The sequence below is a fragment of the Methylomonas rapida genome (genome assembly GCF_024360925.2).
Lineage (GTDB): Bacteria > Pseudomonadota > Gammaproteobacteria > Methylococcales > Methylomonadaceae > Methylomonas > Methylomonas rapida.
In genome coordinates this window covers 143,252-170,132 of record NZ_CP113517.1, presented here as the reverse complement: position 1 = coordinate 170,132, position 26,881 = coordinate 143,252, and the positions used below count along the sequence as shown (strand labels likewise).

General features: G+C 54.0%; 24 protein-coding genes. 12 read left to right on the top strand and 12 right to left on the bottom strand.

Annotated elements, in window-relative coordinates:
- The first annotated feature begins 60 nt into the window (after positions 1-60).
- Positions 61-1,698, top strand: a complete 1,638-nt coding sequence (locus NM686_RS00770) for a GGDEF domain-containing protein (RefSeq protein ID WP_255190039.1) — start codon at positions 61-63, stop codon at positions 1,696-1,698.
- Positions 1,699-1,780: 82 nt separating this feature from the next.
- Here NM686_RS00770 and NM686_RS00765 read toward each other — a convergent pair whose 3' ends face one another.
- Entirely contained in the window at positions 1,781-2,434 is a 654-nt protein-coding gene (locus NM686_RS00765; RefSeq protein WP_269022158.1) for a YceI family protein, read from the bottom strand.
- 80 nt (positions 2,435-2,514) lie between these two features.
- Between NM686_RS00765 and NM686_RS00760 the strand changes: the two genes are divergently transcribed.
- From NM686_RS00760 to fdxA, 5 genes are all read left to right on the top strand, one after another.
- The gene (locus tag NM686_RS00760) at positions 2,515-2,853 is read left to right on the top strand and encodes a DUF2069 domain-containing protein (protein ID WP_255190037.1); all 339 of its coding nucleotides are present in this window, start codon (positions 2,515-2,517) and stop codon (positions 2,851-2,853) included.
- Positions 2,854-2,864: 11 nt separating this feature from the next.
- On the top strand, positions 2,865-3,560 hold the full coding sequence (hda, locus tag NM686_RS00755; protein ID WP_255190036.1) for a DnaA regulatory inactivator Hda: 696 nt from the start codon (positions 2,865-2,867) through the stop codon (positions 3,558-3,560).
- Positions 3,560-4,507 carry a ketopantoate reductase family protein gene (locus NM686_RS00750; protein WP_255190035.1) on the top strand — a complete coding sequence of 316 codons (948 nt, stop codon included), beginning with the start codon at positions 3,560-3,562 and terminating at the stop codon, positions 4,505-4,507. Before hda ends, NM686_RS00750 begins: the two co-directional genes overlap by 1 nt.
- Before the next feature lie 126 nt (positions 4,508-4,633).
- Complete coding sequence (fusA, locus tag NM686_RS00745; protein WP_255190034.1) at positions 4,634-6,739, top strand: elongation factor G; 2,106 nt, start codon at positions 4,634-4,636, stop codon at positions 6,737-6,739.
- A gap of 148 nt (positions 6,740-6,887) precedes the next feature.
- Positions 6,888-7,211: a ferredoxin FdxA gene (fdxA, locus tag NM686_RS00740; RefSeq protein ID WP_255190033.1), complete on the top strand. Its 324-nt coding sequence runs from the start codon at positions 6,888-6,890 to the stop codon at positions 7,209-7,211.
- Between the two features lie 59 nt (positions 7,212-7,270).
- Here the strand turns inward: fdxA and NM686_RS00735 are convergent, their stop codons facing one another.
- The 7 genes from NM686_RS00735 to NM686_RS00705 form a co-directional block, all read right to left on the bottom strand.
- Positions 7,271-7,705 (bottom strand): RNA recognition motif domain-containing protein, encoded by a 435-nt coding sequence (locus NM686_RS00735; protein WP_255190032.1) that lies wholly within the window; start codon positions 7,703-7,705, stop codon positions 7,271-7,273.
- A 21-nt stretch (positions 7,706-7,726) separates the two neighbouring features.
- Positions 7,727-8,455 (bottom strand): DUF3240 family protein, encoded by a 729-nt coding sequence (locus NM686_RS00730; protein WP_255190031.1) that lies wholly within the window; start codon positions 8,453-8,455, stop codon positions 7,727-7,729.
- A gap of 314 nt (positions 8,456-8,769) precedes the next feature.
- Positions 8,770-9,075, bottom strand: coding sequence for a DUF3240 family protein (locus NM686_RS00725; protein WP_255190030.1), 306 nt, complete (start codon positions 9,073-9,075; stop codon positions 8,770-8,772).
- A complete protein-coding gene (locus NM686_RS00720; RefSeq protein WP_269022154.1) occupies positions 9,072-12,134 on the bottom strand; it encodes an efflux RND transporter permease subunit in 3,063 nt (1,020 codons plus the stop codon). The genes NM686_RS00725 and NM686_RS00720 overlap by 4 nt, the downstream gene beginning before the upstream one ends.
- On the bottom strand, positions 12,134-13,225 hold the full coding sequence (locus NM686_RS00715) for an efflux RND transporter periplasmic adaptor subunit (RefSeq protein WP_255190029.1): 1,092 nt from the start codon (positions 13,223-13,225) through the stop codon (positions 12,134-12,136). The genes NM686_RS00720 and NM686_RS00715 overlap by 1 nt, the downstream gene beginning before the upstream one ends.
- Positions 13,222-14,535 (bottom strand): TolC family protein, encoded by a 1,314-nt coding sequence (locus NM686_RS00710; RefSeq protein ID WP_255190028.1) that lies wholly within the window; start codon positions 14,533-14,535, stop codon positions 13,222-13,224. The genes NM686_RS00715 and NM686_RS00710 overlap by 4 nt, the downstream gene beginning before the upstream one ends.
- A gap of 118 nt (positions 14,536-14,653) precedes the next feature.
- Positions 14,654-15,043, bottom strand: a complete 390-nt coding sequence (locus NM686_RS00705) for a hypothetical protein (protein ID WP_255190027.1) — start codon at positions 15,041-15,043, stop codon at positions 14,654-14,656.
- 141 nt (positions 15,044-15,184) lie between these two features.
- Between NM686_RS00705 and NM686_RS00700 the strand changes: the two genes are divergently transcribed.
- The 6 genes from NM686_RS00700 to NM686_RS00675 all read left to right on the top strand — a co-directional run bounded on the left by NM686_RS00700 (position 15,185) and on the right by NM686_RS00675 (position 21,104).
- Positions 15,185-16,126, top strand: coding sequence for a Tim44 domain-containing protein (locus NM686_RS00700; protein ID WP_255190026.1), 942 nt, complete (start codon positions 15,185-15,187; stop codon positions 16,124-16,126).
- A gap of 2 nt (positions 16,127-16,128) precedes the next feature.
- Complete coding sequence (locus NM686_RS00695) at positions 16,129-16,746, top strand: class I SAM-dependent methyltransferase (RefSeq protein WP_255190025.1); 618 nt, start codon at positions 16,129-16,131, stop codon at positions 16,744-16,746.
- A gap of 426 nt (positions 16,747-17,172) precedes the next feature.
- Complete coding sequence (locus NM686_RS00690; protein ID WP_255190024.1) at positions 17,173-17,802, top strand: DUF47 domain-containing protein; 630 nt, start codon at positions 17,173-17,175, stop codon at positions 17,800-17,802.
- A gap of 11 nt (positions 17,803-17,813) precedes the next feature.
- On the top strand, positions 17,814-18,926 hold the full coding sequence (locus tag NM686_RS00685) for an inorganic phosphate transporter (RefSeq protein WP_255190023.1): 1,113 nt from the start codon (positions 17,814-17,816) through the stop codon (positions 18,924-18,926).
- A 304-nt stretch (positions 18,927-19,230) separates the two neighbouring features.
- Complete coding sequence (locus NM686_RS00680) at positions 19,231-19,800, top strand: ERG2 family protein (RefSeq protein ID WP_255190022.1); 570 nt, start codon at positions 19,231-19,233, stop codon at positions 19,798-19,800.
- A 20-nt stretch (positions 19,801-19,820) separates the two neighbouring features.
- Positions 19,821-21,104: an ERG4/ERG24 family protein gene (locus NM686_RS00675; RefSeq protein WP_255190021.1), complete on the top strand. Its 1,284-nt coding sequence runs from the start codon at positions 19,821-19,823 to the stop codon at positions 21,102-21,104.
- 166 nt (positions 21,105-21,270) lie between these two features.
- On the opposite strand, the gene phoU is transcribed toward NM686_RS00675, so the two are convergent.
- From phoU to NM686_RS00655, 4 genes are read right to left on the bottom strand one after another with little or no spacing between them, the layout of a single operon-like run.
- Positions 21,271-21,990, bottom strand: a complete 720-nt coding sequence (gene phoU / locus NM686_RS00670) for a phosphate signaling complex protein PhoU (protein ID WP_255190020.1) — start codon at positions 21,988-21,990, stop codon at positions 21,271-21,273.
- 11 nt (positions 21,991-22,001) lie between these two features.
- A complete protein-coding gene (gene pstB / locus NM686_RS00665; RefSeq protein ID WP_255190019.1) occupies positions 22,002-22,835 on the bottom strand; it encodes a phosphate ABC transporter ATP-binding protein PstB in 834 nt (277 codons plus the stop codon).
- Between the two features lie 36 nt (positions 22,836-22,871).
- Positions 22,872-24,527: a phosphate ABC transporter permease PstA gene (gene pstA, locus NM686_RS00660; protein ID WP_269022149.1), complete on the bottom strand. Its 1,656-nt coding sequence runs from the start codon at positions 24,525-24,527 to the stop codon at positions 22,872-22,874.
- Positions 24,524-26,803, bottom strand: coding sequence for an ABC transporter permease subunit (locus tag NM686_RS00655; protein ID WP_255190017.1), 2,280 nt, complete (start codon positions 26,801-26,803; stop codon positions 24,524-24,526). The genes pstA and NM686_RS00655 overlap by 4 nt, the downstream gene beginning before the upstream one ends.
- Positions 26,804-26,881: the final 78 nt, after the last annotated feature.

The window sequence follows — 26,881 nt, the reverse complement described above, 5'->3', positions numbered from 1 at the left end:
ACATGCAGTCAACCGACTGTCGCCACTGTGCCTGGCAGTATATTCAATCGGGGCATGCTCATGACAAACGACAAAATGCAATCCGTTCTGGCCGAACCCCGCTTCCGGTTACTGATTCTTTTCGCCGTCCTGCTGTTCATCGGCCTATCGCTGCTGATTTTCAAAGCTTTTTCGTCTTACCAGCACACGCAAGAAAAGACCACCCAGCTTCAACAACACGCGGACGCCATTCTCTATTTCGACGAAGTCTTGACGATGTCCGCGCGAATGGCGGCCTTTACCGGCAAACAATACTGGGAAGTTCGTTATCATGCCTGCGTCCCAAAACTGGATCTGGCGCTACAAAACACCCTTGCCTTGTTTCCAGACGCCCAAGAAGCCTTGGAAGCCACCCGCGAAGCCAATCTGAATTTAATCGACCTGGAGTTGCAAGCCCTGCGCCTGGCCAGCAAAGGCCAACTCCGCCAAGCCAGCGAAATCCTGTTTAGTCCGGACTATGAAAAGGACAAGAAAATCTATTCCGCCGGCCTGACTCGATTACAGGAACATATTACCGCTTACAAGAACACCATCCAAAACCAAATTCGCCGCAGCACGCAGCTATCTCTTGGCGTTGCGGCCCTTATGTTTCTATTCATCGTTCTGGTATTGGTTTACATCCTGCGCCTACTGGATAGCCGCTTGAAACTTGAAGCCATGACCAGCAATTTATCGCGGCATTTCATTCAGCATAGCCAGGAAAACATCGAGAGCAACATTCAATGGGCGCTGCAATTGCTGGCGTGCCAGTCCAGGGCCAACCACTGCTATTTGCTGAATTGCGCCCCACAGAATAACACCCGCTGCCCGATCGAATGGCGTTTTCCCGCGGAATCTCCCTCGCTATTGTCCGCGATACCCGCGCTGGCGGAGAAATGCCAAGCCTGGCTGCAATCCCAAAGAGATCATAACGGCATTTGGTATTGGCCCGACCGCAAAACCTCGGCGGAAAATCAAACGATGCAAAAGACGATTTTAAAAACCTTGCACAGCAAAACCCTGCTCGGCGCATCCACCGCCAGGGCAGATGGCGATAAATTCATGTTGGTGCTGGCCTCGGGCAGGCGAAACTTGAAGCTTGGCAAAGCCGACTCCGATTTGCTGCACACGATTATCGAAATCATCATGCGGGCCATCGAAAACAAGAACAAAGAAAACGACCTATTGAGACTGGCAACCACGGATGCCTTGACCGGCATAGCCAATCGGCGTCATTTCAGCGACCAGTTGCGTAACGAATTGATGCGGGTTCAGCGCACCCGGCAAGCCTCGGCTTTGATGATGCTGGACATCGACTTTTTCAAGCACGTCAACGACAGCTATGGACATACCGCCGGCGACGCCGTGTTATCGCATGTCGCCCTCTATGCGCAAACCCGGTTACGGCAGATCGACATCATCGGCCGGATTGGCGGCGAGGAATTTTGCGTCATCGTTCCGAATCGGGATGCCGAAAATGCGCTGATCGCGGCGGAACGCTTGCGCCTGGGCATCGAAAACGAGGTGATCGCCACCGATGCCGGATCGATTCGCATCACCGTCAGCATCGGTGTCACGTTATTGAAAAGCGACGACCAACTCGAATCCGCCATGAAACGGGTGGACGCTGCGTTGTATATCGCTAAAAATAACGGCCGGAACCGGATACAGCTGGTTTGAGCCGTTTAAACCAAGCCCAAAAGCTTTCCGATCAAGCACACAACCTGCCCCAACACGAGCACAACGGGAACCGAGTCCCGCGCTAATCCTTGCTTGCTTCGACCTGAATCAGGATCTTGACTTCATCGCCCACCATGGGCACGAATTTATCGATGCCGAAATCCGAGCGCTTGATGGTCGTCACCGCATCGGCGCCGCAGGCAGGCGCCATCTTGATTGGGTTCATGCCGCAGTGGAAATGAGCTATCTTCAAATGCACCGGTTTGCTGACACCATGCAGGGTCAGGGTACCGTCCGCGCCGATCAGCTTGTCGCCGGCGAAACCGAGTCGATCGGATTTGAAGGTCATCGTGGGATAGCGAGCCACATCGAAAAACTCGGGGCCACGCAGATGCTCTTCCAGTTCCGCCAAGCCGGTGCTGATGGATTTCATATTGACGGTGACCTCGATGCTGCCCTTGCCGGCGGCGACATCCAGGTTTACCTTGCCGCTGGTTTCATCGAAACGGCCGCGTTGGGTCGAAAAGCCCAGATGATCGATCTCAAAGCTGGGAAAAGTATGCCGGCTATCGATGGTATAGCTGTCGGCGGCTAATGCCGAAAAACTGCATAAGCCGGCAATGGCGGTACAGAAAAGGCGCTTGATCATGACGACATCCTCTCTACGAATCCAAAACCCGGACGATAAGCCTTTTTTCGCCAAGCGGGCAAGTTTTTCCTTCGCGGCATCGATCATGGAATCCAGCATTCTTTGACATAGTTTGTGATAATAACGGCCATTCCCGCCGACCGGCGGCTATTTTCCGACGCAACCACATGCAACGAATCCATTTTTACTACGCCGCCTTGATTGGATTTTTCGGCTTGTTTTTTTTGCTGATGGCCTGGCCTACCTTAATCTCGCCATCGGCCCGATTCCCGACGGCCGTGCTGTTGCTCATCGGCGTCGGCCCACTATTGTTGCCGTTCAAGGGTTTTTTGAACCAGAATCTGAAAAGCTGCACCTGGATGAGCTACCTGAGTTTGCCTTACTTCATTCATGGCGTGATCGAAGCCTATGTCGATCCAATCTTGCGCCCCTACGCCTTGCTGGAAATCGTCTTCAGCCTGTTGTTGTGTTTCGGTGCCGGCTTTTACGTTTACAAGGCCGAGTAAGCCTGATCGCCATGAGCACGCAGCTTCCGTTGCAGTTTGAATTTCAGACCAATCTGACCTTTGCCAGTTTTTATCCTGGCGACAACGCGGAAATCGTCAATCAATTGCTGGCCATGGCCGGCGACGGCGCGGAACAGCAAATTTACCTGTGGGGAGAAAGCGGCAGCGGCAAGAGCCATTTGTTGCAAGCCTGTTGCCAGCAAGCCAAGACCGAAGGCAAGGACCCTTTTTTCCTGGCCTTCGCCCACGACGAACCGCCTTCTCCGAAGTTATTGGAAGGCCTGGAGGACATGGAATTGGTCTGTTTCGACGACGTCCAGAACATCGCCGGCCATGCCGAATGGGAAAGCGCGCTTTTTGCGTTTTACAACAGCCACCGGCAAAACAATCACAAGCTGCTTCTGGCCGCCGACTGCCCTCCCAAATATCTGCCCTACGAACTACCCGATTTGAAAACCCGCATGAGCTGGGGTTTGACGCTGAAAATCCAGCCCTTGCGCGACGATCAATTGATCGACGCGATGACCTTCAAAGCGCATTATCTCGGCTTTGACATTCCGCCCAAGGTCGGGCGTTTTTTGCTGAATCATTACGTGCACGACCTGCCGGCCATGTGGCTGTTGCTGGAAAAAATCGACCGCGCCACGCTGGCGGCGCAACGCAAGCTGACGGTGCCGTTCTTGAAGCAGATTCTGGCAGAGCAGTGATGAGCGACAGGATACTGATCGCAGGCGCGGGCGCCATCGGTGGCTTTTATGGCGCCTTGCTGGCCAAGGCCGGCGCAGAGGTGTCGGTGGTTTGCCGCTCGGATTACGATGTCGTTAGCCAACAAGGCTATCGGATCAACAGCTATGCGTTGGGCCACTGGCAATTCCTGCCCACCCAGGTTTTGCGCCATAGCCGCGAGTTTTCAGGCGAGGCGGATTATCTGATCTTGTGCAGCAAAGTGACTCCCGACGTCGACCGGGTCGCCCTGATACGCGATGCGGTTCAGGCAAACACCTCAATCGTGTTCATCCAGAACGGCGTCGACATCGAAGCCGAACTGCAAACCGCCTTTCCCGATAATGAGCTGGTCAGCGGCCTGGCCTTTATCTGTTGCAATCGTCTGGCGCCGGCCGACATTCATCATCTGTCCTACGGCAAGCTGACGCTGGGCAATCTGCCAGGTAGTGTGTCTGAAAAAACCCGGCATTTACAGCAACTCTTCTTGCGAGCCGGTATCGAATGCACGCTCAGCGAGGACATCGTCAGCAGTCGTTGGCAAAAATGCGTCTGGAATGCGCCGTTCAATCCCCTGTCCGTGTTATCCGGCGGCCTGCCGACGCTGGACATCCTGCAAAACCAGGAAGCCTTGGTGCGCCGCATCATGCAGGAAGTTTGCGACATCGCCGCGGCCTGCGGGCACGTTCTGCCGGAGGACATCGTCGAAAGCAACATTCAAAATACCTATGCAATGCCGCCCTATAGAACCAGCATGCTGCTGGATTTCGAGCGCGGGCAGGCGATGGAGACCGAAGCCATTCTGGGTAACGCGGCACGCGCGGCTCAGCGACATCGGGTTTCTTGTCCGGCTTTGCAGACACTCTATGCGTTGATGAAATTACGTGAACTGAAAATTCAGGCAGACCGCCAAGAAAAATCCGCCCCATAATTGACATTCTGTTTTTTTTGATTTTCGGGTAGAATGGGTGGATTTTTCATTGACATAGTCTGTGAAGAAAGCTGCGGCAATGGTGCCGAGGGTTAAAACGTTTTCATCTCCATTTAGAGTACAACCATGACTGATCTATCGCTTTATAGAAACATCGGCATCTTCGCGCACGTCGATGCCGGCAAAACCACCACCACCGAACGGATTTTGAAACTGACCGGTAAAATCCATAAGCTCGGCGAAGTTCACGAAGGCGAATCAACCATGGACTTCATGGAACAGGAAGCGGAACGCGGCATCACCATTCAATCGGCCGCCACCACCTGTCATTGGGCCGGCAGCAAAAACCAATTTCAACCGCACCGTTTCAATATCATCGACACCCCGGGTCACGTTGACTTTACCATCGAAGTGTATCGTTCATTGAAAGTTTTGGACGGCGGTATCGGCGTATTTTGCGGTTCCGGCGGCGTTGAACCACAATCCGAAACCAACTGGCGCTACGCGAACGACTCCAAAGTCTCGCGACTGATTTACGTCAACAAACTCGACCGTTTGGGCGCGGACTTCTTCCGCGTGGTCAAGCAGGTCGAAGACGTATTGGGCGCGAAACCTGTCGTGATGACCCTGCCTATTGGCCGCGAAGACGAATTCTCCGGCGTTGTCGACCTGTTGACCCGTAAAGCCTGGATCTGGGACAACTCTGGCGATCCATTGAAATACGAAATCCAGGACGTGCCCGCCGACATGGTTGAGCAAGTCGAAGAATGGCGCGCGAAACTGATCGACCAAGTCGCGGACCAGGACGACGAGATCATGGAGAAATATCTGGAAGGCGAAGAGCCCACCATCGAAGAAATCAAACGCTGCATCCGCAAGGGCACCATTGCGATGGACTTCTTCCCGACCTATTGTGGCTCTTCGTTCAAAAACAAAGGCGTGCAATTGGTGCTGGACGGCGTCGTGGACTATTTGCCGAATCCAACCGAAGTCAACCCGCAGCCAGAAACCGACATCGAAGGCGTTCCAACCGGTCAACATGCGATCGTCGATCCAGAACGTCCGTTCCGTGGCCTGGTGTTCAAAATCATGGACGACCGTTTCGGCGCGCTGAACTTCGTGCGTATCTATTCCGGCAAGCTGAAAAAAGGCGATACCGTATTGAATACCTTTACCGGCAAAACCGAACGGGTTGGCCGGATGGTGGAAATGCATGCCGACAATCGTTCGGAAATCGAAACCGCGCAAGCCGGCGACATCGTGGCCCTGATCGGTTTGAAAAGCGTGCAAACCGGCCATACCTTGTGCGACCCTGACAAGCCAGCCACGCTGGAGCCGATGGTATTCCCCGACCCCGTCATCTCGATCGCGATTTCGCCGAAAGACAAGGGCAGCAACGAGAAAATGGGTATTGCGATTGGCAAAATGGTGGCAGAAGACCCATCGTTCCGCGTCGAAACCGACCAGGAATCCGGCGAAACCATCATCAAAGGCATGGGCGAGCTGCACCTGGACATCAAAGTGGACATCCTGAAACGGACCCACGGCGTCGAAGTGAACGTCGGCAAACCGCAGGTGGCTTACCGCGAAACCATCACCAAGCGCGTCGAAGACGAATACACTCACAAAAAACAATCCGGTGGTTCTGGTCAATACGCGAAAATCAACTACATCATCGAACCAGGCGAACCAGGCAGCGGCTTCCAGTTCGAGTCCAGCGTCGTGGGCGGTAACGTGCCACGCGAATACTGGCCAGCGGTCGAAAAAGGCTTCAAAGCCAGTATCGACAAAGGTGTATTGGCCGGCTTCCCTTGCTTGGACTTCAAGGTCAACCTGACCGACGGTGCGTTCCACGCGGTCGACTCGTCATCCATCGCCTTCGAAATCGCCGCCCGTGCCGCGTATCGCCAGTCGATCCCGAAAGCCGCTCCGCAATTGCTGGAGCCGATCATGAAAGTCGACGTGTTCACACCTGAAGCTCATGTAGGCGACGTGATCGGCGACTTGAACCGCCGCCGCGGCATGATCAAATCGCAAGATCCAGGCGTCACCGGCGTCCGCATCAAAGCCGACGTACCGCTGAGCGACATGTTCGGCTATATCGGCGATCTGCGCACCATGACTTCCGGTCGCGGTCAGTTCTCGATGGAGTTCTCGCACTACAGCCCATGTCCGAAAAACGTGGCTGACGAAGTCATCAAGGAAGTGAACGAGCGCAATAAAAACAAGTAAACGATCCATGAGCTCGAAGGCCGATGCCGGTCTTCGAGCCTTGCGCTTACTCTGAAAATAGCCAACCGCCGAAAACGGCGGTATCCTTCAACCAAAAAGCTTCCGCACCCAAGGAGGCTTGTTCCATCACCTAACCTGGAAGAACACCATGGCTTTTGTAATCACCGAGAACTGTATCAAATGCAAATTCACCGACTGTGTTGACGTCTGCCCAGTCGATTGCTTTCATGAAGGCCCGAATTTTTTGGTTATCGATCCGGACGAATGCATCGACTGCACCCTGTGCGAACCTGAGTGCCCTGCCAACGCCATTTACGCGGAAGATGAAGTGCCTGAAGATCAACAACAATTCATCGCCCTGAATGCCGAACTGGCCAAAGTTTGGCCTTCGATTACCGAAGTGAAGGACGCCATGCCCGATGCCGACGACTGGAACGGCAAACCAGGCAAACTCGAATTACTGGAAAAATAACAGGCTTTTCGAGCAGCAATGGCCCGATCGGCGGTTGCTGCTCGCATGCTCGGCCTAACTCATAGGCCTCTGCGCACGAAATCCCCACTGCTGCTGAAGTAGTCGGAAATATCCTCGATAAACTCCAGATCCTTGCCGCGCCGTCTGTCGGCAACCCGCCGTTCACGTTCCTGCAGTCCAGCCCTGGCCTGATGAGGCTGGCGTAAGTCGTTATGCCAATCGCGCTGAAAATATTGCCTGACAATGACAAATTTGCCCTTGAAACGCCGGCCCTTCAACTTTTTGATTGCCTTCAAGGCTACCGCATCGGGCTCTATGGTAACCAGGCCATGAAATTCGACAGTCCTCAAGCGAACATCACGCAAAGCCAGAATCCGGACATTGATGATCGCACCCGCTCGTCGGAATAATCCTCCCTTAATGGCAGGCTCGACGAACTCGATGAGGTCGCTGAGTTTGCTGCTCGCCGGAATTTTTCTAATGAAAAGTATCACTAAGAATAGGCTTCCATGATGTTAGATCACGCCAAACTCGATGACCGGCGTGATCCAGTAATAAATGTTGTTTTGGGCAAACTCGCTTCTGAGCTTTTCCAATAGTTCCGCCAGTACGGGCCGGGTACTATAGATTTGAAAGCGACGAGACTTTTTCTCGGGCCCTTCCAGCTCGGTCAAAAATCGAGTAATGCGATAGTCGATCGCATCGTCCGGCTGCGCCTTCGCAGCGGCCTTTTCCAATTCGAAACCGACGAAGCACTCGGCCACCGCCATTTCGATCTGCGCCGGGACGATAAAAGTGATCTGAACCGGTTGATGATTGACGGATTTGAAAAAATCGTCCTCCGTATTGAATTGATCCGACACATTTTTGATGACTTCCAAATATTTACCTCTGCGCCGGTCACCTTGCCGTTTTTCGACGAAATCGGCGGCATTAATCTGGGAATGCTGCCGTGGATCATTAGTCCAGCTGCGATGAAAATAAGGCCGAACCACCACATAGCGCCCATTCAAGCGGCGATTTCTGAGCCCGTTGACCGCACGCTTAACCGCCCAGTCCGAATCCAGCGTCACCAGGCCATGGTATTCGATGGAATCGACTCGAATGTCGCGCAATGCCAGAATTTCGATATTCAGAATGCGACTCGGCTTTCTGAACAAACCGTTGTTAAGCGCGGGACTGACGAACTCCGAAATTTCGACATGCTGGGTATTGGCAGGAATTCTTCTTAAAAAAATATTCATCGTATCCGCCCTTCATCGAAATCGGTTACTCTGGCCGCGTGTTATCAAGGATTTGCTTAAAAATAAATTCCACATTTTGCTGCCTCGCCCACTGGAGGTTGTCGTAAAAGCCCCCTCCCGCTTGGAGTGAGGGAAATAAATAATGTAAAACTGACTTATATCCCTTCATCCCAACCTTCTCCCGACGGTAGAAGGAATTGTTTCGCCCGTCCGGTAAAGCTGTGCGAGAGGACGCACAGCGGCGTTTTTAATGCCGGTATCTTAAACGCTTAATAAGATAGTTGCATTCAACTTTAATAGCCATTAAAAATAAATCAAATCTCGCCGTGTTCAAGCACCGGCACGATCCAGTAATGCAAACCGGTGCCACTGAACTCGGCCTTGAGTTTGTCCACCAATTCGGCGAGCTGTTCTTTACCGATATACATCTGAAAACGCATTTTCCGTTGCCTGCCGGTGACCTGCTCGGCCACCGACAAGCCCCGGTTGCGGTGATCGTGGGCATTGACCGGAAAGCTGGAAAAGCCTTGCGCGCTTTCAAAAGTCAACAAACAATCGACCATGGCCTCTTCCAGGGCCAAAGAAACATTAATAGTTACCAGAAATGTTTCATGCGTCATACGGCCTCCTCACTGGTTTGACCGAACAATTGATACAAAATGGGCAACAAGATCAGCGTCAAACAGGTCGAGGACACCAGGCCGCCCGTGACGACAATTGCCAACGGCCGCTGAATCTCGGAGCCTGGCCCCGATGCAAACAGCATCGGTATCAAGCCGAAAGCCGCGATGCTGGCCGTCATCAATACCGGCCGCAGACGCCGCATCGATCCCACGACGACGACCCTGGAAACGGGCATGCCACTGGCGCAAAGTTGATTGAAATAACTGACCATCACCACGCCATTCAAGACCGCGATACCCAGCAAGGCAATGAAGCCCACCGAAGCCGGCACCGACAGATATTCTCCTGACATCCATAGCGCAAACACCCCGCCTATCATCGCCAGCGGAATATTGGACAGCACCAGCACGGCCTGCCTGACCGAACCAAACGTAGAAAACAGCAACAGGAAAATCAAGCCGAGCGACACCGGAATGACCAGCGACAAACGGGCGGCGGCGCGTTGCTGATTTTCAAACTGCCCGCCGAATTCGACGTGATAACCCGTCGGCAATTCGACTTTTTCCGCGACCAATTTGCGCGCTTCGTCGACGAAACCGACCAAATCGCGGCCTTCCACGTTGCTGCGAATCACGACGAAACGTTGTCCTTTCTCCCGGCCGATGGATACCACGCCTTCCACCTGCCGTATTTTCGCCAGCGCGGTAATCGGCACGTGTTCGCCATTGGGCAAGGTGATCTGCAGACTGGCGAAATCGGCCGTGTTGCTTTGTCCTCGTAGCAACAATGGTGTGCGCTTTGCGCCTTCCTGCACGATGCCAAGCTGGACGCCTTCGATCTGCGCCCGCAGCATGTTTTCTATGCTATCGCCATCCAGGCCAAGGCGTCCCGCCGCCTGCCTATCGATCGTCAGCTGCAGGAACTGCATGCCCTCGTTCTTGCGCATGAATACGTCACTGGCGCCAGCTATGCTGCGCAACAAGGCCTCGATTTCTTCACCCTTATGATTCAGCACATCCAAGTCGTTGCCGAATAATTTTATGGCGACGTCGCCGCGGGTTCCGGTCAACATTTCCGATACCCGCATTTCGATCGGCTGGGTAAAGCCAAAGGCGATGCCCGGTGTGTGGGGCATGATGCCACGAATCGCATCGATCAACGCCTCCTTGCTGGCGAATCGCCATTGTTCCTTGGGCTTCAAAATCAAAAACGTGTCGGTTTCATTCAAGCCCATCGGGTCCAGACCCAATTCGTCGGTACCGACCCTGGACACCACGGTTTCGACTTCGGGAATATGGTCCAGGATGTTTTTTTGCACTTGCAGATCCAGTTCCACCGAATCCTGCAGCGTAATCGACGGCAATTTCTCCAACTGCACGATGATGTCGCCTTCATCCATCGTCGGCATGAAGGTACTGCCGATCTGCGTGAACACCAGCAGCGTCAATAGCAACAGTCCGCCGGCAATAGTGAATATTTTTTTACCGTTGCCCAGACACCAAATCAGCAAGGGTTGATAGATACGCTGCAAATGCCGCGGCAGCCAGGGTTCTTCATGCGAGACATGCTTGAGCAGAAACGACGCCAACACCGGGATCACGCTCAACGACAATATCAACGATCCGCTCAACGCAAACACGATCGTCAACGCCACGGGGCCGAACAATTTGCCTTCCAGCCCTTGCAGGGTCAGTAGTGGCAAAAACACGATGACGATGATCAATATCCCCGAGGTCACCGGCACCGCGACTTCGCGGGTTGCCCGATAAATCATGTGCAAACGCGGCAGGCGCTGCGCCCGTTCATGATCCGCCAGTTGCGTGATGATGTTTTCCACCACCACGACGGCGCCATCGACCAGCATGCCGATCGCAATCGCAAGGCCACCCAGGCTCATCAGGTTGGCGGACATATCAAACGCATACATCAAAATGAAGGTAATCAAGGCCGCCATCGGCAACGCCAAGGCCACGGTCAGCGCCGCCCGCAAATCGCCCAAAAACAAAATCAATAAAATCACCACTAGCCCAATCGCCTCGAATAGCGCCTTGGTCACGGTATTGACGGCTTTATTGACCAGCACGCCGCGGTTATAAAACACCTTGATGCTGACGCCTTGCGGCAATGTCGCTTGCAGGTCCGCCAGCTTGGCTTCGATCAACTCGACGGTTTGCCTGGCATTGGCGCCGCGCAAACTCAAAATCACGCCGGTCACGGCTTCGCCCTGGCCGTCCTTGCTGACCGCGCCATAGCGCGTCAACGCGCCGATCTTGACTTCTGCAATGTCTTCTATGCGGATTGGCAGGCCTTTGTTTTGGCTGACGACGATGGCTCTGACATCCCGCTCGTCCTTGATCCGCCCTTCCGCCCGCACGATCAATGCCTCTTCGCCTTCGGTCAGGCGGCCTGCGCCATCGTTACGATTGTTGTTTTGCAAGGCCGCGATCAATTGATTCATGCCTATACCGCGAGCAGCCATCCTTACATTGTCGGGCACGACTTCGAAACTGCGCACCAAACCGCCCAACGAGTTGACATCGGCTACGCCGGGCACGGTGCGCAATACCGGCCGAATCACCCAATCGAGCAGATTGCGCCGATCCATCAAGCTCAAATCGCCGCCTTCGACAGAGAACATGAACATTTCCCCCAAGGGCGTCGTCATCGGCGCAATGCCGCCTTCCACGCCGGCGGGAAGATTGCCCCAGATGCCATTCAAGCGCTCGGTGACCTGTTGCCGGGCCCAATAAATATCCGTGCCCTCCTCGAAATCCAGTGTAATGTCGGTAATCGCGTATTTGGCCAACGATCGCAGCATGGTTTGATGTGGAATCCCCAGCAATTCGACTTCTATCGGCGCAGTGATGCGCGATTCGACTTCCTCCGGCGTCATCCCGTCGGCTTTGACGATGATCTTGACTTGCGTCGGCGAGACCTCTGGGAAGGCGTCGATAGGAATGTTTTTGAAAGCATGATAACCACCACCCACCAATACCAGCATCATCAAACAAATCATCAAGCGCTGCGATAGCGCAAAACGTATCAACGCGGCCATCAGTCATCGCCTCCCAAACCCAGCCAGTTGGCCTTCAAAGCCACCGCACCCTGCACGGCAATGGCTTGATTTTCGGCAATCGGCCCCGTGATCATCGACTCCTGTCCTTGTTTGCCGATCACCGTCACTTCGGTAACCGCAAAGCCCTCCGGGTTACGCACGAACACATAACTATGGCCGGCGTTTTGCGCGATGGCGGTATTGGGCACCAAAAAACCCGCTTGCCGGCCATCCTGCATCAGTTGCACATTGAGGTGTTGTCCGATCCGTAAGTGTTCGGGCTTGCCTTGGACAACCGCGCGCGCCATGACGGTCTGGTTGCTTTGATCCACGCTTTGTCCCAGCAGGCTGATGATCGCTTGGACATCGGAGTCCGTCACTTGCACGCGATCGCCGATGCGAACGGCATGCAATTTTTCCTGCGGGATATTGATTTCCAGCCATAGCTCGGACAAATCCGCGATCCGGTATAGCGGTGCTTGCAGATCCAGGCGCGTACCCAAGGTTGCCAGGCGCTCCAGCACCACGCCATTGATGGGGGCTCTTATGTTCAGCGTGCTGGACAGCGTATGGCTTTTGCCGAGCGCATCGATTTCGGCTTTCGACATGCCGGCCATGCCTAGCAATTGACGAGCCTCATTGCCGCGCGCGGCCTTGCTGCCGTGCATCGCCTGGGTTTCTTGCCAACGTCGTTCGGCGATGACGCCTTCTTCCAACAATTTTTTGTCACGCTTGAGCTCCAAGCCCACCAGGTTGAGTTCGCTCTGCGCGGTCAGGAACTGTTGCTGCAAAGCCACGAGCTCGGGGCTTTGAATTTGTGCCACCATCTGGCCTTTTTCGACCTTGTCGCCGATGTTGGCGCTCAAGCGAGTCAATAAACCGGGCTGCGAGGTGCTGAGCAACACATCGCGATTGGCCGGTGCCACCACGGTAGCCGGTGCCGAAAACAAGGGGATTTTTTGGCTGGCTATCACTGGCCCCAGCTTGATCGCCAAATTATCGATCTGTTCCGGGGTCATGCGGATTTGCATGTCTTCCGCCGAAACGTTCAGCATGCTTGCCAATAAGACAATCAAAACAATTTTTCTCATGGCAAGACTCCAACTGCTTGGTTATAGAGGGCAACATTACGCTGCAACTTCACTTCCTGTTCCTTGGCATTTCTAATCGCCTCCAGACTGCGGGCCTGAATTTTCAGCAAATCGAGCAAGTTGATTTCGCCAGACTCGAAGCTGATTTCCATCATCTTCAAGTGCTGTTCGGCAATGTCTTTCATTTGCGTGGCGATCTTCAGCTCAGCCCGGTTCACTTCCAGCACGTGCTCGGCTTCATGCAGGTTTTTCTCCAGCTGGCGCTGCAAATGTTCACGTTGCGCCAAGACCTGATTCAACTCCAGATGCGCGGCGGCGATCTCCGGCGCATCGTAAGTGCTGTGGCCAAACGGAATGACCACGCCGATATTGGTGCTTTGATCATCGCTGCCACCACGCTGGTCGCGAGTGGTTTTGGCGCCTATGCTGACTTTCGGCTGATTGATGGAGTCGGTGGTTTTTGTCCATTCGACCATCGCCTGCTTGCGCGCGATTAGCGCATTGATGGCTTCCAGCAGCGGATGGTCAGGCTGGATGCTTTGGACCGCACTCAATGTCTCCTGATAACTAGCCGGAATGCGAGTGGTCTGGGTCAGGCTGGCGTAGCTCTTACGGCTGTGCATCAGTTCAGCTTCCGCCTGTGTGAGCAAGGCTTGGTTTTGCAAGTGATCGCTCTCCGCCAACAACAAGTCCGCACGCGGCAAATCTCCCAATTCCACCCGGCGCCGCACCTTGCCCAGCAATTGTGCGGAGATTTGCATGGTATTGCGGGCCAGTTGCAGGCGATTTTCCGCCAGAGCCATATCCCATAAGGCCTCACGCAGCAAGCGCGCCACTTCCCATTTGACCGCATTCGATTGCTTGCCGGCCGCCACCTGGGCGCGCTCGGCCACGTCTTGCGCGGCGGAACGTTGCCCCCAATTCCAGACGGTAAATTCCACATTGGCCGAAGCCTCCCTGGACCCTCTATCGCTACCGACGGTGTCGTCGGCATAATCCAAAACCAACGCCGTCGAGCCCGCCAGCCAACTGTCGCCGCGTTCCTTCAGCGCTTCCGCTTCCTGCTGCAAGGCTTCGTTGATCAAGCGATCGGGATATTTTTCCAGGGTTTGTTCGAGTAATTGCGCCAAGTTCAGTTGCGGATCGACGTCGATCGGGTCCAAATGCTCTATGACCAACTCGCCCGCATTTTTTGCCAGCGGAATCTGCTCATGCGCGGGGGGGGACAGCATTAATTCCTCTGCCAGGCAAGGATTCACCGACCACCACAGCAGCGGCAAACAATATTTAATATGACGATAGCCTGTCATATTGGGCTCCAAAACAATGAAACTAAGAAAAGACCGTCAATTTCGGTCAGTGGTTTTTGGAGACGTATCGAACATGAAGAAACGATGGCCAGCATCGCTCAGGTCGGTCGATACGGGGTCAGGCGGGAGGCGCGCGCGAGGGATACTGATCGAGGAAGGGCTCGGTGATGCGTTCCAGCCGATGCGGCGAGAAGTTGATCGCATCGAGCACGGGTTGTTCCGGCAATGCCGGCAAATCGCCATTCAGACAATAAACCGGCGCATCACTCTGCTCGGTTTGCTGGATTTTGATGGCCGCCCCGACTTCGACGATGGCCGATTGCACCGCGGCGAAATAATCGTCGGCGGCCGAAAACAAGGCATCGGCTTTTAGATGCAAGGCCTCGAATTCGTGCAAGTGCAAACCCCGCTTGGCGCCGATGTCATCGACATGGGCATGCACCAGCGGCGCCGCAACCTGCAGCACTACTAACAACAGCACCAAAAATAAACGTGGGTATGCAACCATTCGGTCAATCGGATTGTCTGTGAGTTTGTCTTAAAGGCAAGACGGCGGTTGTAGAGAGCTTAGCGAACGGCTATTCTACTTGAAATTGCCGATTGCACCCTAAAATTAGTCAAGACTTTTTCATAAAAGGCACACAACACCATGAAGAGAAAAATCCATATTCTGACGACACTGATCCTTGCGTTGACGCTGATGATGGCAGGTATTCAAGAGGCCCAGGCCAAGCGCATGGGTGGCGGTAAGTCCTTCGGCAGCCGGCCCAGTTACAGCACGCCTTATCAACGTTCGACTTCACCAGGCCCAACCAGTCAACCCACCCGTTCGGCCAGTCAACAACAAGCCGCGACACAAAATCAGGCTGCCCGGCAAAGCTGGGCCAATCGCGGCGGTTTGATGGGCATGCTGGGCGGACTGGCTCTGGGCGGTTTATTAGGCTCATTGTTCTTCGGTGGCGCCTTTGAAAATCTCAATCTGATGGATATGCTGTTATTCGCCGGTATCGCCTATTTGCTGTACCGCTTGTTTGCCTCCAAAGCTAGACAAAATCAGCCGGCGGCCAATACCGCGTATGGCCGGTCCAGTTACACCGACAACGGTAGCGAAGCCAATTACACCGCCGCTCCACCAACGGACTCAAGCGCCTCTGGCTTCAACACCGACGTCATGTTCGGCAAAAACGCGCAAGTTTCCGCTGCGCCAGCCATGCAAATACCTGCCGGCTTCGATCAGGCCGCCTTTTTGGCAGGCGCCGAAAGTGCGTTTCGCTACTTGCAGACCGCCTGGGACAAGGGCGATCTGGCGGCGATCCGCGGCTTGACCACCGACAAGGTCTTCGCCGAAATTCAGGATCAATTTCGCTCGTCGGGCGGCAACAACAAAACCGAAGTGCTGAAAGTCAATCCGGAATTGCTGGAAGTACGCGAAGTGGGCAATGAACTGGAAGCGGTCGTATTGTTCGACTGCATCATGCGCGAAGACGATGGCGATACCGATCAGGTGCGCGAGGTTTGGCATTTCATCAAACCGGTGAGTAGCCAGCAAACCAAGTGGTTCCTGGACGGCATCCAACAGCTGGACATGTAAGCATGTCGGTCAGCGGCGACAAAATCCGCCATCGCTACGACAGGCTGGCGCCCTGGTTCGATAGTCTGGAGGGCTTTCTGGAAGGCCTGATTTTCCGCCGCCTGCGAAAAAGGCTGTGGGCGCAAGTCCAGGGCGAACATGTGCTGGAAGTGGGTGTCGGTACCGGTAAGAATTTTGCGTTTTATCCGGACCGGGCCCGCATGACCGCCATCGATTTCAGCCCGAAAATGCTCGAACAAGCCAAGCGCAAACGCGAACGCAAGCAATTGGACGTGCATCTGGATTTGATGGACGTGCAATCCTTGGCTTATGCCGATAATAGCTTCGATACCGTCATCGCCAGCTTTGTGTTTTGCTCGGTACCCCAACCCCGGAAAGGCTTGAAGGAAATATACCGGGTGTTGAAACCCGGCGGCCAGCTGCTTTTATTGGAGCACGTCTTGAGCTCCAATAAAATGATGGCCAAGCTGATGAATCTGCTCAATCCGCTGATGGTTCGGCTAGTGGGGGCCAACATCAATCGCCAAACGGTCAAAAACGTGCAAGCCTGTCCATTTAAAAGCATTCTTGTCGACCCCACCAGCAGCGACATGATCAAGTTGATCAGAGCGGTAAAATAATCCTTGTCACAATCACCGGACAAAAGCGTCGCGGCCTCCTTGTTCCAGTGTGCCTCGATAGCCAGGTCCATAAGTAGCCACTGATTTATTCAACCTAGAAAAATCATTTGGCCCACGAAATACACGAAAATCACCAAAAATTTCAAACCGTTATCCACCAAAGAACCGCACCGAACTGGTGAGCCGACAAGCCTCATAACGCAATGATTTCTTTCGTGTATTTCGTGCTTTTCGTGGACTTGCTGCCGGTTTGGGGTTCAACACTGCATTAATGCACCATTTCCCCCGGAGAACATAACTCCGTCGGAGCCCGGCGCGGCTAATCAGCAATCTATTTAGCCGACATCGTCTGCATATGACATCATGCTGTTATACAATATTTAGCCCTGCTAACTCATAGCTGATAGCTAAAAATAAGGAAACACGATGTTCTCATTGCAAACCATCTTCGGCAAAGGCGATAAATTCTACGGTTTACTCGAAGCCAGTGCGGAGTCCGCGTGTTCGTCGGCCGGTGCATTGATAGAGCTTCTAGGTTCGCCAGCTACTCAACAATCACTGGACAAGTTTAAACAGGCCCGTCGCCGGGAAAAAGATTTATTCGGCCAAATCAGCGAGGAACTGGTCAATACTTTCGTGACGGTGCTGGACCGCGAGGATATTGAAGCCCTCAATAACGCGCTGTACAAAATCCCCAAAGTGGTGGAAAAGTTTGCCGAGCGCTATACGCTGGCCTTGGAACGCATAGGCGACGTGGATTTCATCAGCCGCGCGCGCATGCTCGAACAAGCCTGCCAAGTTTTAGAGCAAATGGTCGGCCAGTTGCGCAAAGGCATGGATTTGGACAAGGTGAAAAAATTGAACGATCAGTTGCAGGCTATCGAAGCCGAGGCTGACAACCAAATACTGGATTTGTATCGGGACGTTTATGCCAACGAATCCGACCCCATCCGCTATCTGGTCAAGATGAATTTGTTTGAAATCCTGGAAAAAGCCATTGATCGTTGTCGCGATGCCGGCAATGTCGTTTATCACATTGTCTTAAAAAATTCATAACAGGATTTTTCATGCTGACATTGCTTTTTCTGGTCATTCTGGTGGCGCTGATATTCGAGTTCGTCAACGGCTTTCATGACACCGCCAACTCTATCGCCACAGTCGTCGCCACCAAGGTACTGACGCCCATCCAGGCCGTCATCCTCGCCGCCGCCACCAATCTGGTCGGGGCTTTATCCGGCACTGCCGTCGCCAAAACCATTTCCTCCGGACTGGTCGATACCAGTCTGGTGGATATCACCTCCGAAGTTTTGATCTGCGCGCTGACCGGCGCCATCATCTGGAACCTGATTACCTGGGCATCCGGAATGCCCTCTTCCTCCAGTCACGCCTTGATCGGCGGCTTGTGTGGCGCCGCGCTGGCCGCCGGTCACAACAACCCTCATGTCCTGATATGGTCAAAAACCGCGGATGTCTGGACTCAGAGTAAAGGCCTGCTGTGGAAAGTGGTCATCCCCATGGTTAGCTCGCCGGTTGCGGGCTTCTTGCTGGGCATTTTGATCATGGGCCTGTTGATGGCCGTCATCAGCGGCATGAATTCCGCCGGCGGTCTGGCCGCGCGCATCTCGCGGCCAAAATGGATCAACGTCGTATTTGGCAAGGCGCAACTGTTGTCGGCCGGTTACATGGGATTCGCGCATGGGAGCAATGACGCACAAAAAACCATGGGCATCATCGCGCTGGCCATTTTTACCGCCAATAGCACCGGTTCGCTGGATCAGTTGCCGCAATGGGCTGGATTCTTGCGGCCGGATGGCGGGGAAAAGGACATAGATACCTGGATTGTGTTGACTTGCGCCTTTGTGATGGCGCTTGGCACCGCGGTCGGCGGCTGGCGCATCATCAAGACCCTTGGCCATAAAATGGTCAAACTGCATCCTATCAACGGTTTCGCCGCGGAAACCAGTTCGGCGACCATTCTGGTGGCCGCCGCCCATTTCGGCATGCCGGTTTCCACCACGCATAGCATTTCCACGGCGATCATGGGCGTAGGCTTTGCGAAAAACCCCCACTCGCTCAAACTTTCCGTCATCGAAAGAATCGTCTGGGCCTGGATTCTAACGATTCCGGCAGCGGGCGGCATTGCCTGGATAATGGTCAGTTTATTGCCTTTGTTACGCTAACGTCATGATTTGATCGACACCTTCGCCATGCATCTGGGTTGGCATCGATTGCCAATGTCAAACCCAATTCCCAAAAACCGTCAACCGGCCCGCGCCAGCTTTCAAACAGCCATCATCTCGAATGCTACCATCCAATAGGTGAAGGCATAAAGCTGATAAGGCATGGATTTATTTCGTGCTTTTCGTGGACTTACTGCCGTTTTTGGGATTAACGTTGCGCGTTATTCTTGTCATCCTGATTTGAAAAGAGTACAAGTCATCCTGACTTGTTAAAAAACCTCTCAGTCTCACGCGGGTGGAATTTATGCGCTATGTGTTCGACATCGAGACGCTGCAAGCCATCGCCTTGCAAGGAATGGGCAAACCCCACGAAGACATGGTCAAAACCGTGGTGGAAGCCTGCGCCAAGGCCTACCCCGCCCATATCGACGCCAGCCAGCCCCGGCGCTGGCTTTTTAGTCTGACGGCGGGCGCTACCGGGGTAATGACCATACTCCACGCTTCTTTCAGCGAATATCTGCTCATCTTCGGGACGCCGGTCGGCACGGAAGGCTTCTCCGGGCGCTACCGCATGGATATCCATGATTTTCTGATGGCCGGTGAAATCTGGACTTACCGGCCAAACCATTGCGGGGTGCGCGAAGTCGTTCGTCCGGGCGATCATACCGTCCTCGAACGCGGCAAGGTCAATGGTTTCAAAATACCAGACTCAGCCTGGATGCTGGAATATGGCAGAGGTTTTATCCCCGCCGCCTTCCCGCTGATCCTTGGCGACGTTGTATTCAGCGCTGTCGACGGAACGACGCTGGCCGAGACGGTATGGACGTACGGCAAAATGGCGCTACGCGAACTGATGATCAATCGAAAATTCTAAAGCGGTCAAAAGGGTGACCAATGGACGATCAAGATTTGATGACAACCCGCGCCGTGGATGCTGTGCGGCAAAAATACGGTTTCGGCCTTTCCTGGCTCGTGCTGATGGTGGCCTTGCCGCCGCTAGTGTATTACCTCTGGATTTGCGTCACCTATTATCAAGGCCGCTTGGTGTTTCCCACCGATACCGCGTCCTGGCAGCAATTTTTCGCCCACGTCTCGCCTCCCACCTGGGAAGCTGCGAGCCTCTACGGCGCGTGGTTCCTGCTCCAGGCGGCCTTGCAGGTTTGGGCTCCCGGCCAGACCGTACAGGGCATGGCATTACCCGATGGCAGCCGGCTCGACTACCGGATGAACGGCATGTTTTCCTTCCTGTTCACACTGGGCTTGGTAGCCACTCTGCTGGCTTTGGGCTGGCTGGATGCCACGGTCTTGTATGACCAGCTCGGTCCGCTGCTCGGCACGGTCAATATCTTTACGTTCGCCTTCGCCGGCTTTCTTTATTTTTGGGGACTGCGGGGCGCGGATTGGGAGAGGCCGACGGGACGGCCCTTGTATGACTACTTCATGGGTACGGCGCTCAATCCGCGGATAGGTTCCCTCGACCTGAAGCTCTTCTGCGAAGCTCGTCCGGGCATGATCTTCTGGATGCTCATGAATCTGTCGATGGCGGCCAAACAATATGAACTTCATGGCGTCGTGAGCGTGCCGATGCTGCTGGTGGTCGGCTTTCAAAGCGCTTACCTGATCGACTACTTTATCCACGAAGAAGCCGTGCTGACGACATGGGACATCAAGCATGAAAAATTCGGCTGGATGCTATGCTGGGGCGATCTGGTCTGGCTGCCCTTCACCTATACGCTACAAGCTCAATATCTGGTCAACCACACCCATGACCTTCCTGTCTGGGGAACTGCAGCCATCCTGATTTTGAACCTGACCGGCTATGCGATATTTCGCGGTGCCAACATCCAGAAACACCATTTCCGGCGCGATCCGAACCGAGCCGTCTGGGGCCGCCCGGCCGAATACATCAAGACAAACCGGGGCTCGTTGTTGCTGACCTCGGGCTGGTGGGGCCTTGCGCGACACATGAATTACTTCGGCGATTTGCTGATCGCACTTTCCTGGTGCCTGCCGGCCGCTTTCGGCAGCCCTCTGCCTTATTTCCATATGCTCTACTTCACCATTCTGCTGCTGCATCGGGAGCGGCGAGACGATGCCATGTGCCTGGCGAAGTACGGCGAGGATTGGCTACGCTACCGCTCACGGGTGCCGTGGCGAATCGTGCCCAAACTCTACTGAACCTTAAAACCGCAGCAAGTCCACGAAAAGCACGAAATACACGAAAGAAATCATTGCGTTATGAGGCTTGTCGGCTCACCAGTTCGGTGCTGTTCTTAGGTGAGATAACTGCTTGAAACTTTTCGTGATTTTCGTGTGTTTCGTGGACAAAATGATATTTCTAGGTTCAACGCTCGGTTTTGACCATATTCTCCAGTTCTTCCCGGCTGACGTGCCGGACATCCTTGCCTTTGACCATGTAGATCACTTGCTCGCAGACATTGCAGGCGTGATCGCCGATGCGCTCCAGGGCCCTGGCTGTCCACAGCATATCCAGCGCGCGGGTGATGTTGCGCGGGTCTTCCATCATCTGGGTGATCAATTGCCGCATGATGCTGGTGTACTCACGGTCGACCTTGCTGTCTTGCGCGGTAATCGCAATCACTTCCTCGGTATCGGTGCGTGCATAGGCGTCCAGCGACCCATTCAGCATGTCCCTGACCAATTCCAGCAAATGCTCGATTTCGTAGTATTTGTCCTGATAATAATCCGCCCCTTCCAGGCGCATGGTCATCTTGGCGATACGGGCCGCCTCGTCGCCGATGCGCTCCAGGTCGGTTATGATTTTCAGGGTCGCGATCAACATCCGCAAATCAAAGGCCGCCGGCTGACGCTTGGCCATGATCTCGGTGCATTCGTGATCGATGTCCTTTTCCAGTGCATTGACCAATTGATCCTGCTGTATCACTTTTTCCGCGCTTTCGATGTCATAACTCATGAAAGCCTTGGTCGCCAGATCGACTTGCTGTTCGACCAATCCGCCCATCGTCAATACTTTGTTGCGGATATCTTCCATTTCATTGTTGAACTGGCGGGAAATATGCTGTTTGATGATACTGTTATCCATGGCTGTTCTCCTTAACCGTAGCGACCGGTAATGTAATCTTCGGTTTGTTTTTTGGCGGGGTTGGTGAACAATTCGCTGGTATCACCAAATTCAATCAATTCACCCATGTACATGAACGCGGTGTAATCGGACACCCGCGCCGCTTGCTGCATGTTGTGGGTGACGATGACGATCGTGTATTTTTCTTTCAACTCATCGATCAGTTCTTCGATTTTCAAGGTCGAAATCGGGTCCAGCGCCGAAGCCGGCTCGTCCAGCAAAATCACTTCCGGCTCGATCGCGATCGCCCTGGCGATCACCAAGCGTTGCTGCTGGCCGCCGGACATGCCCAAGGCATTGTCGTTCAGGCGGTTTTTGACCTCGTCCCATAACGCGGCACCCCGCAGCGATTTTTCGACGATTTCGTCCAGGATGCGCCTGTCGTTGATGCCCTGAATGCGCAGTCCATAGGCGACATTTTCGTAGATGCTCTTAGGAAACGGATTGGGTTTTTGAAACACCATCCCGACGCGGCGGCGCAAGGCGGCGACATTGACGTTCTTGTCGTAAATGTCGTCGCCATCCAACAAGATTTTGCCTTCGATACGGACGCCATCGACCAAATCGTTCATGCGGTTGATACAGCGCAGCAACGTGGATTTGCCGCAGCCGCTGGGACCGATATAGGCCGTGACCTTCTTGCGCGGCATGTTCATCGAGACGTTGTGCAGAGCCTGTTTGTTGCCGTAAAACAGGTTCAGATTCTGTACGCTAATACAAGTATCGAAATTTTCCTGACTTTTCTTGTCCGAACGATTCAGCGCATTGATGTCAATGGCATGCGTTTTTCTTACTTCAGTTGTCATTGTGTTTTTCCAAACGTGTCGTGTTGAAGAACAACGTTAATTTTCCAGTGCGCGATATTTTTCTCGGAGATTGTTACGAATGGCGATCGCAAACATGTTCAAGCCGATGATGACCATAACCAATAGCAGCGAAGTGGCGTAAACCAATGGCCTGGCAGCTTCGACGTTGGGACTTTGAAAGCCGACGTCGTAGATATGAAAACCCAAATGCATGAATTTTCTGTCCAAATGCAGGTAAGGGAAGTTACCGTCCAACGGCAAGGTAGGCGCCAGCTTGACCACGCCCACCAGCATCAACGGCGCCACTTCACCCGCCGCGCGGGCCACCGCCAGGATCAGGCCCGTCATGATCGCGGGGCTGGCCATCGGCAACACGGTACGCCAGAGGGTTTCGGCTTTGGTCGCGCCCAAGGCCAGGCTGCCTTCGCGTATCGATTTGGGTATCCGCGACAAGCCTTCTTCGGTGGCGACGATCACGACCGGCAAAGTCAGCAAGGCTAAAGTCAACGACGCCCACAACAAACCCGGCGTACCAAACACCGGGGCCGGCGCGGCTTCCGGATAAAACAACTTATCGATGCTGCCGCCGATGATATAAACGAAAAAACCCAAGCCAAATACGCCGTAGACGATAGACGGCACCCCGGCCAAGTTGTTGACCGCGATGCGGATGATCCGAGTCACCACGCCTTGCTGAGCATATTCCCGCAGATAAACCGCCGCAATCACGCCAAAGGGCGTCACGACCACCGCCATCAGCATCACCATCAATACCGTGCCGAAAATGGCCGGAAAAATTCCGCCTTCGGTGTTGGCTTCGCGCGGTTCATCACTGACGAAAGTCGAGAAATTTTTGACATATTCGATGGATTTATCGAATACATTCATCGCGTTCGGCCGTGTCAGTTTCACGACGCGATGCAGCGGCACCGTGATTTCGCGCCCGCCCGCCTCCACGACCACCAGACTGTAACGTTTGATTTCCTTGTTCAACTCTGCCAGTTTTTCTTGAATGACTTTATATTCCTGTTCGTAGGCCGCTTTTTGTTCGGCAAACGCCTGTTTTTTAGCGTCGTCCCACTGATTTTTCAGTTCCAGTGCGCGCTGCTTCAATCGCAAACGTTCCAAATCGTAGTTAATGCTGCCGACGTCGTCATTTTGCAATGCTTTGATCTGAGCGAAAAGCGCCAGATCAGCGGCCAATTTTTCTTGCGCCACGGGCCAAGCCTGCTCGCCTTCGGCGATCACCCCGCCATCTTGTTTGACCGCGCGTAAACGTCCGTAAAAATTGCCCCATTCACGACGCTCGATGGCGATCAGATCGTCAGGCGTATCTTTACTGCGAACATACTGGTCTTGTATCCAACGAAAATCGCTACCGTATAAATCCCGGTTACCGGTCTTGATTAAAAACTGCAGCAGATACTCGGCGCCATTCAATACCTCGTGACCGGCCGCCCTGGCTTGAGCTTCGTGCAACAACGATTCATCGACCTGTTCGCCGATGATCACGCTGTCCTGACCGGATTTATCCTGATAGTGATATTCGACGATGTCGGCCGGCCAGAAATGGCCAAGCCCACGGATCGCGATCAGTATCAGCAAGCACAAGACCAGCAACAAATTGATGCTGACCGCGCCCGCGGTCATCCAGATCCACGGCGAACCGCTTTTAAACCATGCTTTCATCATAACGAACTGTATTTTTGTCTCAGATTCTGACGAATCAATTCCGCCAGGGAATTGACGATAAACGTGAACATGAACAGCACCAAAGCCGCCAGGAACAAGACCCTATAGTGGGTACTATCGACTTCGGATTCGGGCATTTCGACGGCGATGTTGGCCGACAAGGTCCGCAGGCCTTGGAAGATGCTGATATCCATTACCGGGGTGTTGCCGGTCGCCATCAGCACGATCATGGTTTCACCCACCGCGCGGCCCAGCCCTATCATCACCGCCGAGAATATGCCGGGGCTCGCGGTCAAAATCACCACTTTGGACAGCGTTTGCCAGGGCGTTGCGCCCAGGGCCAATGAACCGGTGGACAGATGCTTTGGCACGCTGAAAATGGCGTCTTCGGCAATCGAAAACACCATCGGAATCACCGCAAAGCCCATCGCCAAACCGACCACCAAGGTATTGCGCTGGTCGTAACCGATGCCAAATTCCGTTCGCATCCAGGTACGCAAATCACCGCCAAAACACCAGGTTTCGATATAAGGGCTAAACACAAACGCCAGCCAGCTGCTGACAATGATGACCGGTATCAGTACCAACGCATCCCAGCCGTCTGGAATCTTGTTGCGGTAGGTTTTCGGCAGCATTTGCCAGTAGTAAGCAAAAACCATCACCCCCAACGGTACGATCATCAGCAGCGCGAAAATCGCGGTCAAATGCATTTCAACGAACGGCGCCAGCCACAAACCCGCCAGAAAGCCCAAAATCACGGTCGGCAAAGCGCCCATGATTTCGATGCCCGGCTTGACGTACTGGCGGATGCCCGGCGCCATGAAATAGCCCGTGTAAATCGCGCCAAACAAGGCCAAGGGTATCGCGACCAGCATCGCGTAAAACGACGCCTTCAAGGTGCCGAATACCAAAGGGGTCAGACTCATTTTCGGTTCGAAATCGTTGCTGGCGGCGGAAGACTGCCAGATATAAGCCGGCTCCGAATAGCTTTCGTACCAGACTTTGCCCCATAGCGAAGACCAGGACACTTCCGGATGCTCGTTTTCGACCTTCCAGTACTGAATCTTGCCGTCCCCGGCTTGCATCAACAACGCATTGGCTCTTGGCGACAAGGTCGCCGCCACCGGTTTACCATTCACCACTTGCGCCTTGATCAATTCGCGCTCGGCCGTGGTGTTGTAAATACCGATGTTACCGCTGGCATCCGCGACCAGCAGCCCCTTGCGCCGCTGTTCCGGATTGATGGTTACCACCGATGCATCGCCCACCTTGAACGAACGCAACTTTTGCACGCTATAGCGGTTTTGTTTGTCGCGCACGATGGTCCACTGCGCCAATTCGCCCGAACTATCGCCGATCAGCACGGAAATGTCGCCGTTCAGAAACTCCATGCTGGTGATTTGCACACCGTGCTGCAGCACAGTGAGCTTGTGCTTGATGACGGGCTGACTCTTGTCGGAAATATCGACCACGGCCAGATCGCCCGTACTGCTGGCCACGTAAAGGTTGCGCAACTCTTTATCCAGCAACATGAAATCGACATCGGCCCCTATCATGTCCAGCATGGCTTCGGTGCGTTCCCAGCTGACTTCGTCGTCGAACATCGACTCCTTTTTACTGAGCGACACCAACAGCAAGCGGTTGTCCGCGGTTTTGGCCAGAAAACTGCTTTGATCTGCCCCCACCTTTACCGTGATCTTGCTCAACGCCTGCCCATTGCCATCGATGACTATCGGCTCCGCGCCCATCGGATAGCTGATAGATGGCGTGATCAGCCGCTTGCCACCGGGATAGGACAGCTTGTAATCATGCTTGACCACCAGCGCGCGGCCATCGGACAAACCATAAACGATCACCCCTTTGTCCACGCCGCCATGGGCATAGCTGACCACCTGAACGCCCGCTGGGACCGGCAAATCATTGGTTTTGATCACGCGGCCATCGGCGACGGCAAAAAATATCGCTTTGCCGGCATCGGTGAAACGCACCCCCACCTCGTTTTGCTCTTCCATCGATAGAAATACGGTGCCGCCCAGCGCCGGTTCAGGAGCGTCATACTGGCTGACGGCTTCCGCATGGGCAGGCAACAACAGCGGAAACACCACGTAGAGCAAATAAAAGAAGATCAACACGATCGCGAATATGATGCCCAGGCCGCCAACCACGACGGCATGCGCCACCAGCCTATCCTTCAACAGCCGCCAGCGCTGGTAGGCATCGCTCGAGGAAAGCTGCAACAGCGTGGATTTCGCTGGGGATGATTGAGTCTCTGACATAGCAAAATGGTAGTAATGATACGTGCCGCCCTTGCCTTTCGGACAAGGGTGTTAAGTATAAAAAAGCCGACAAATCAC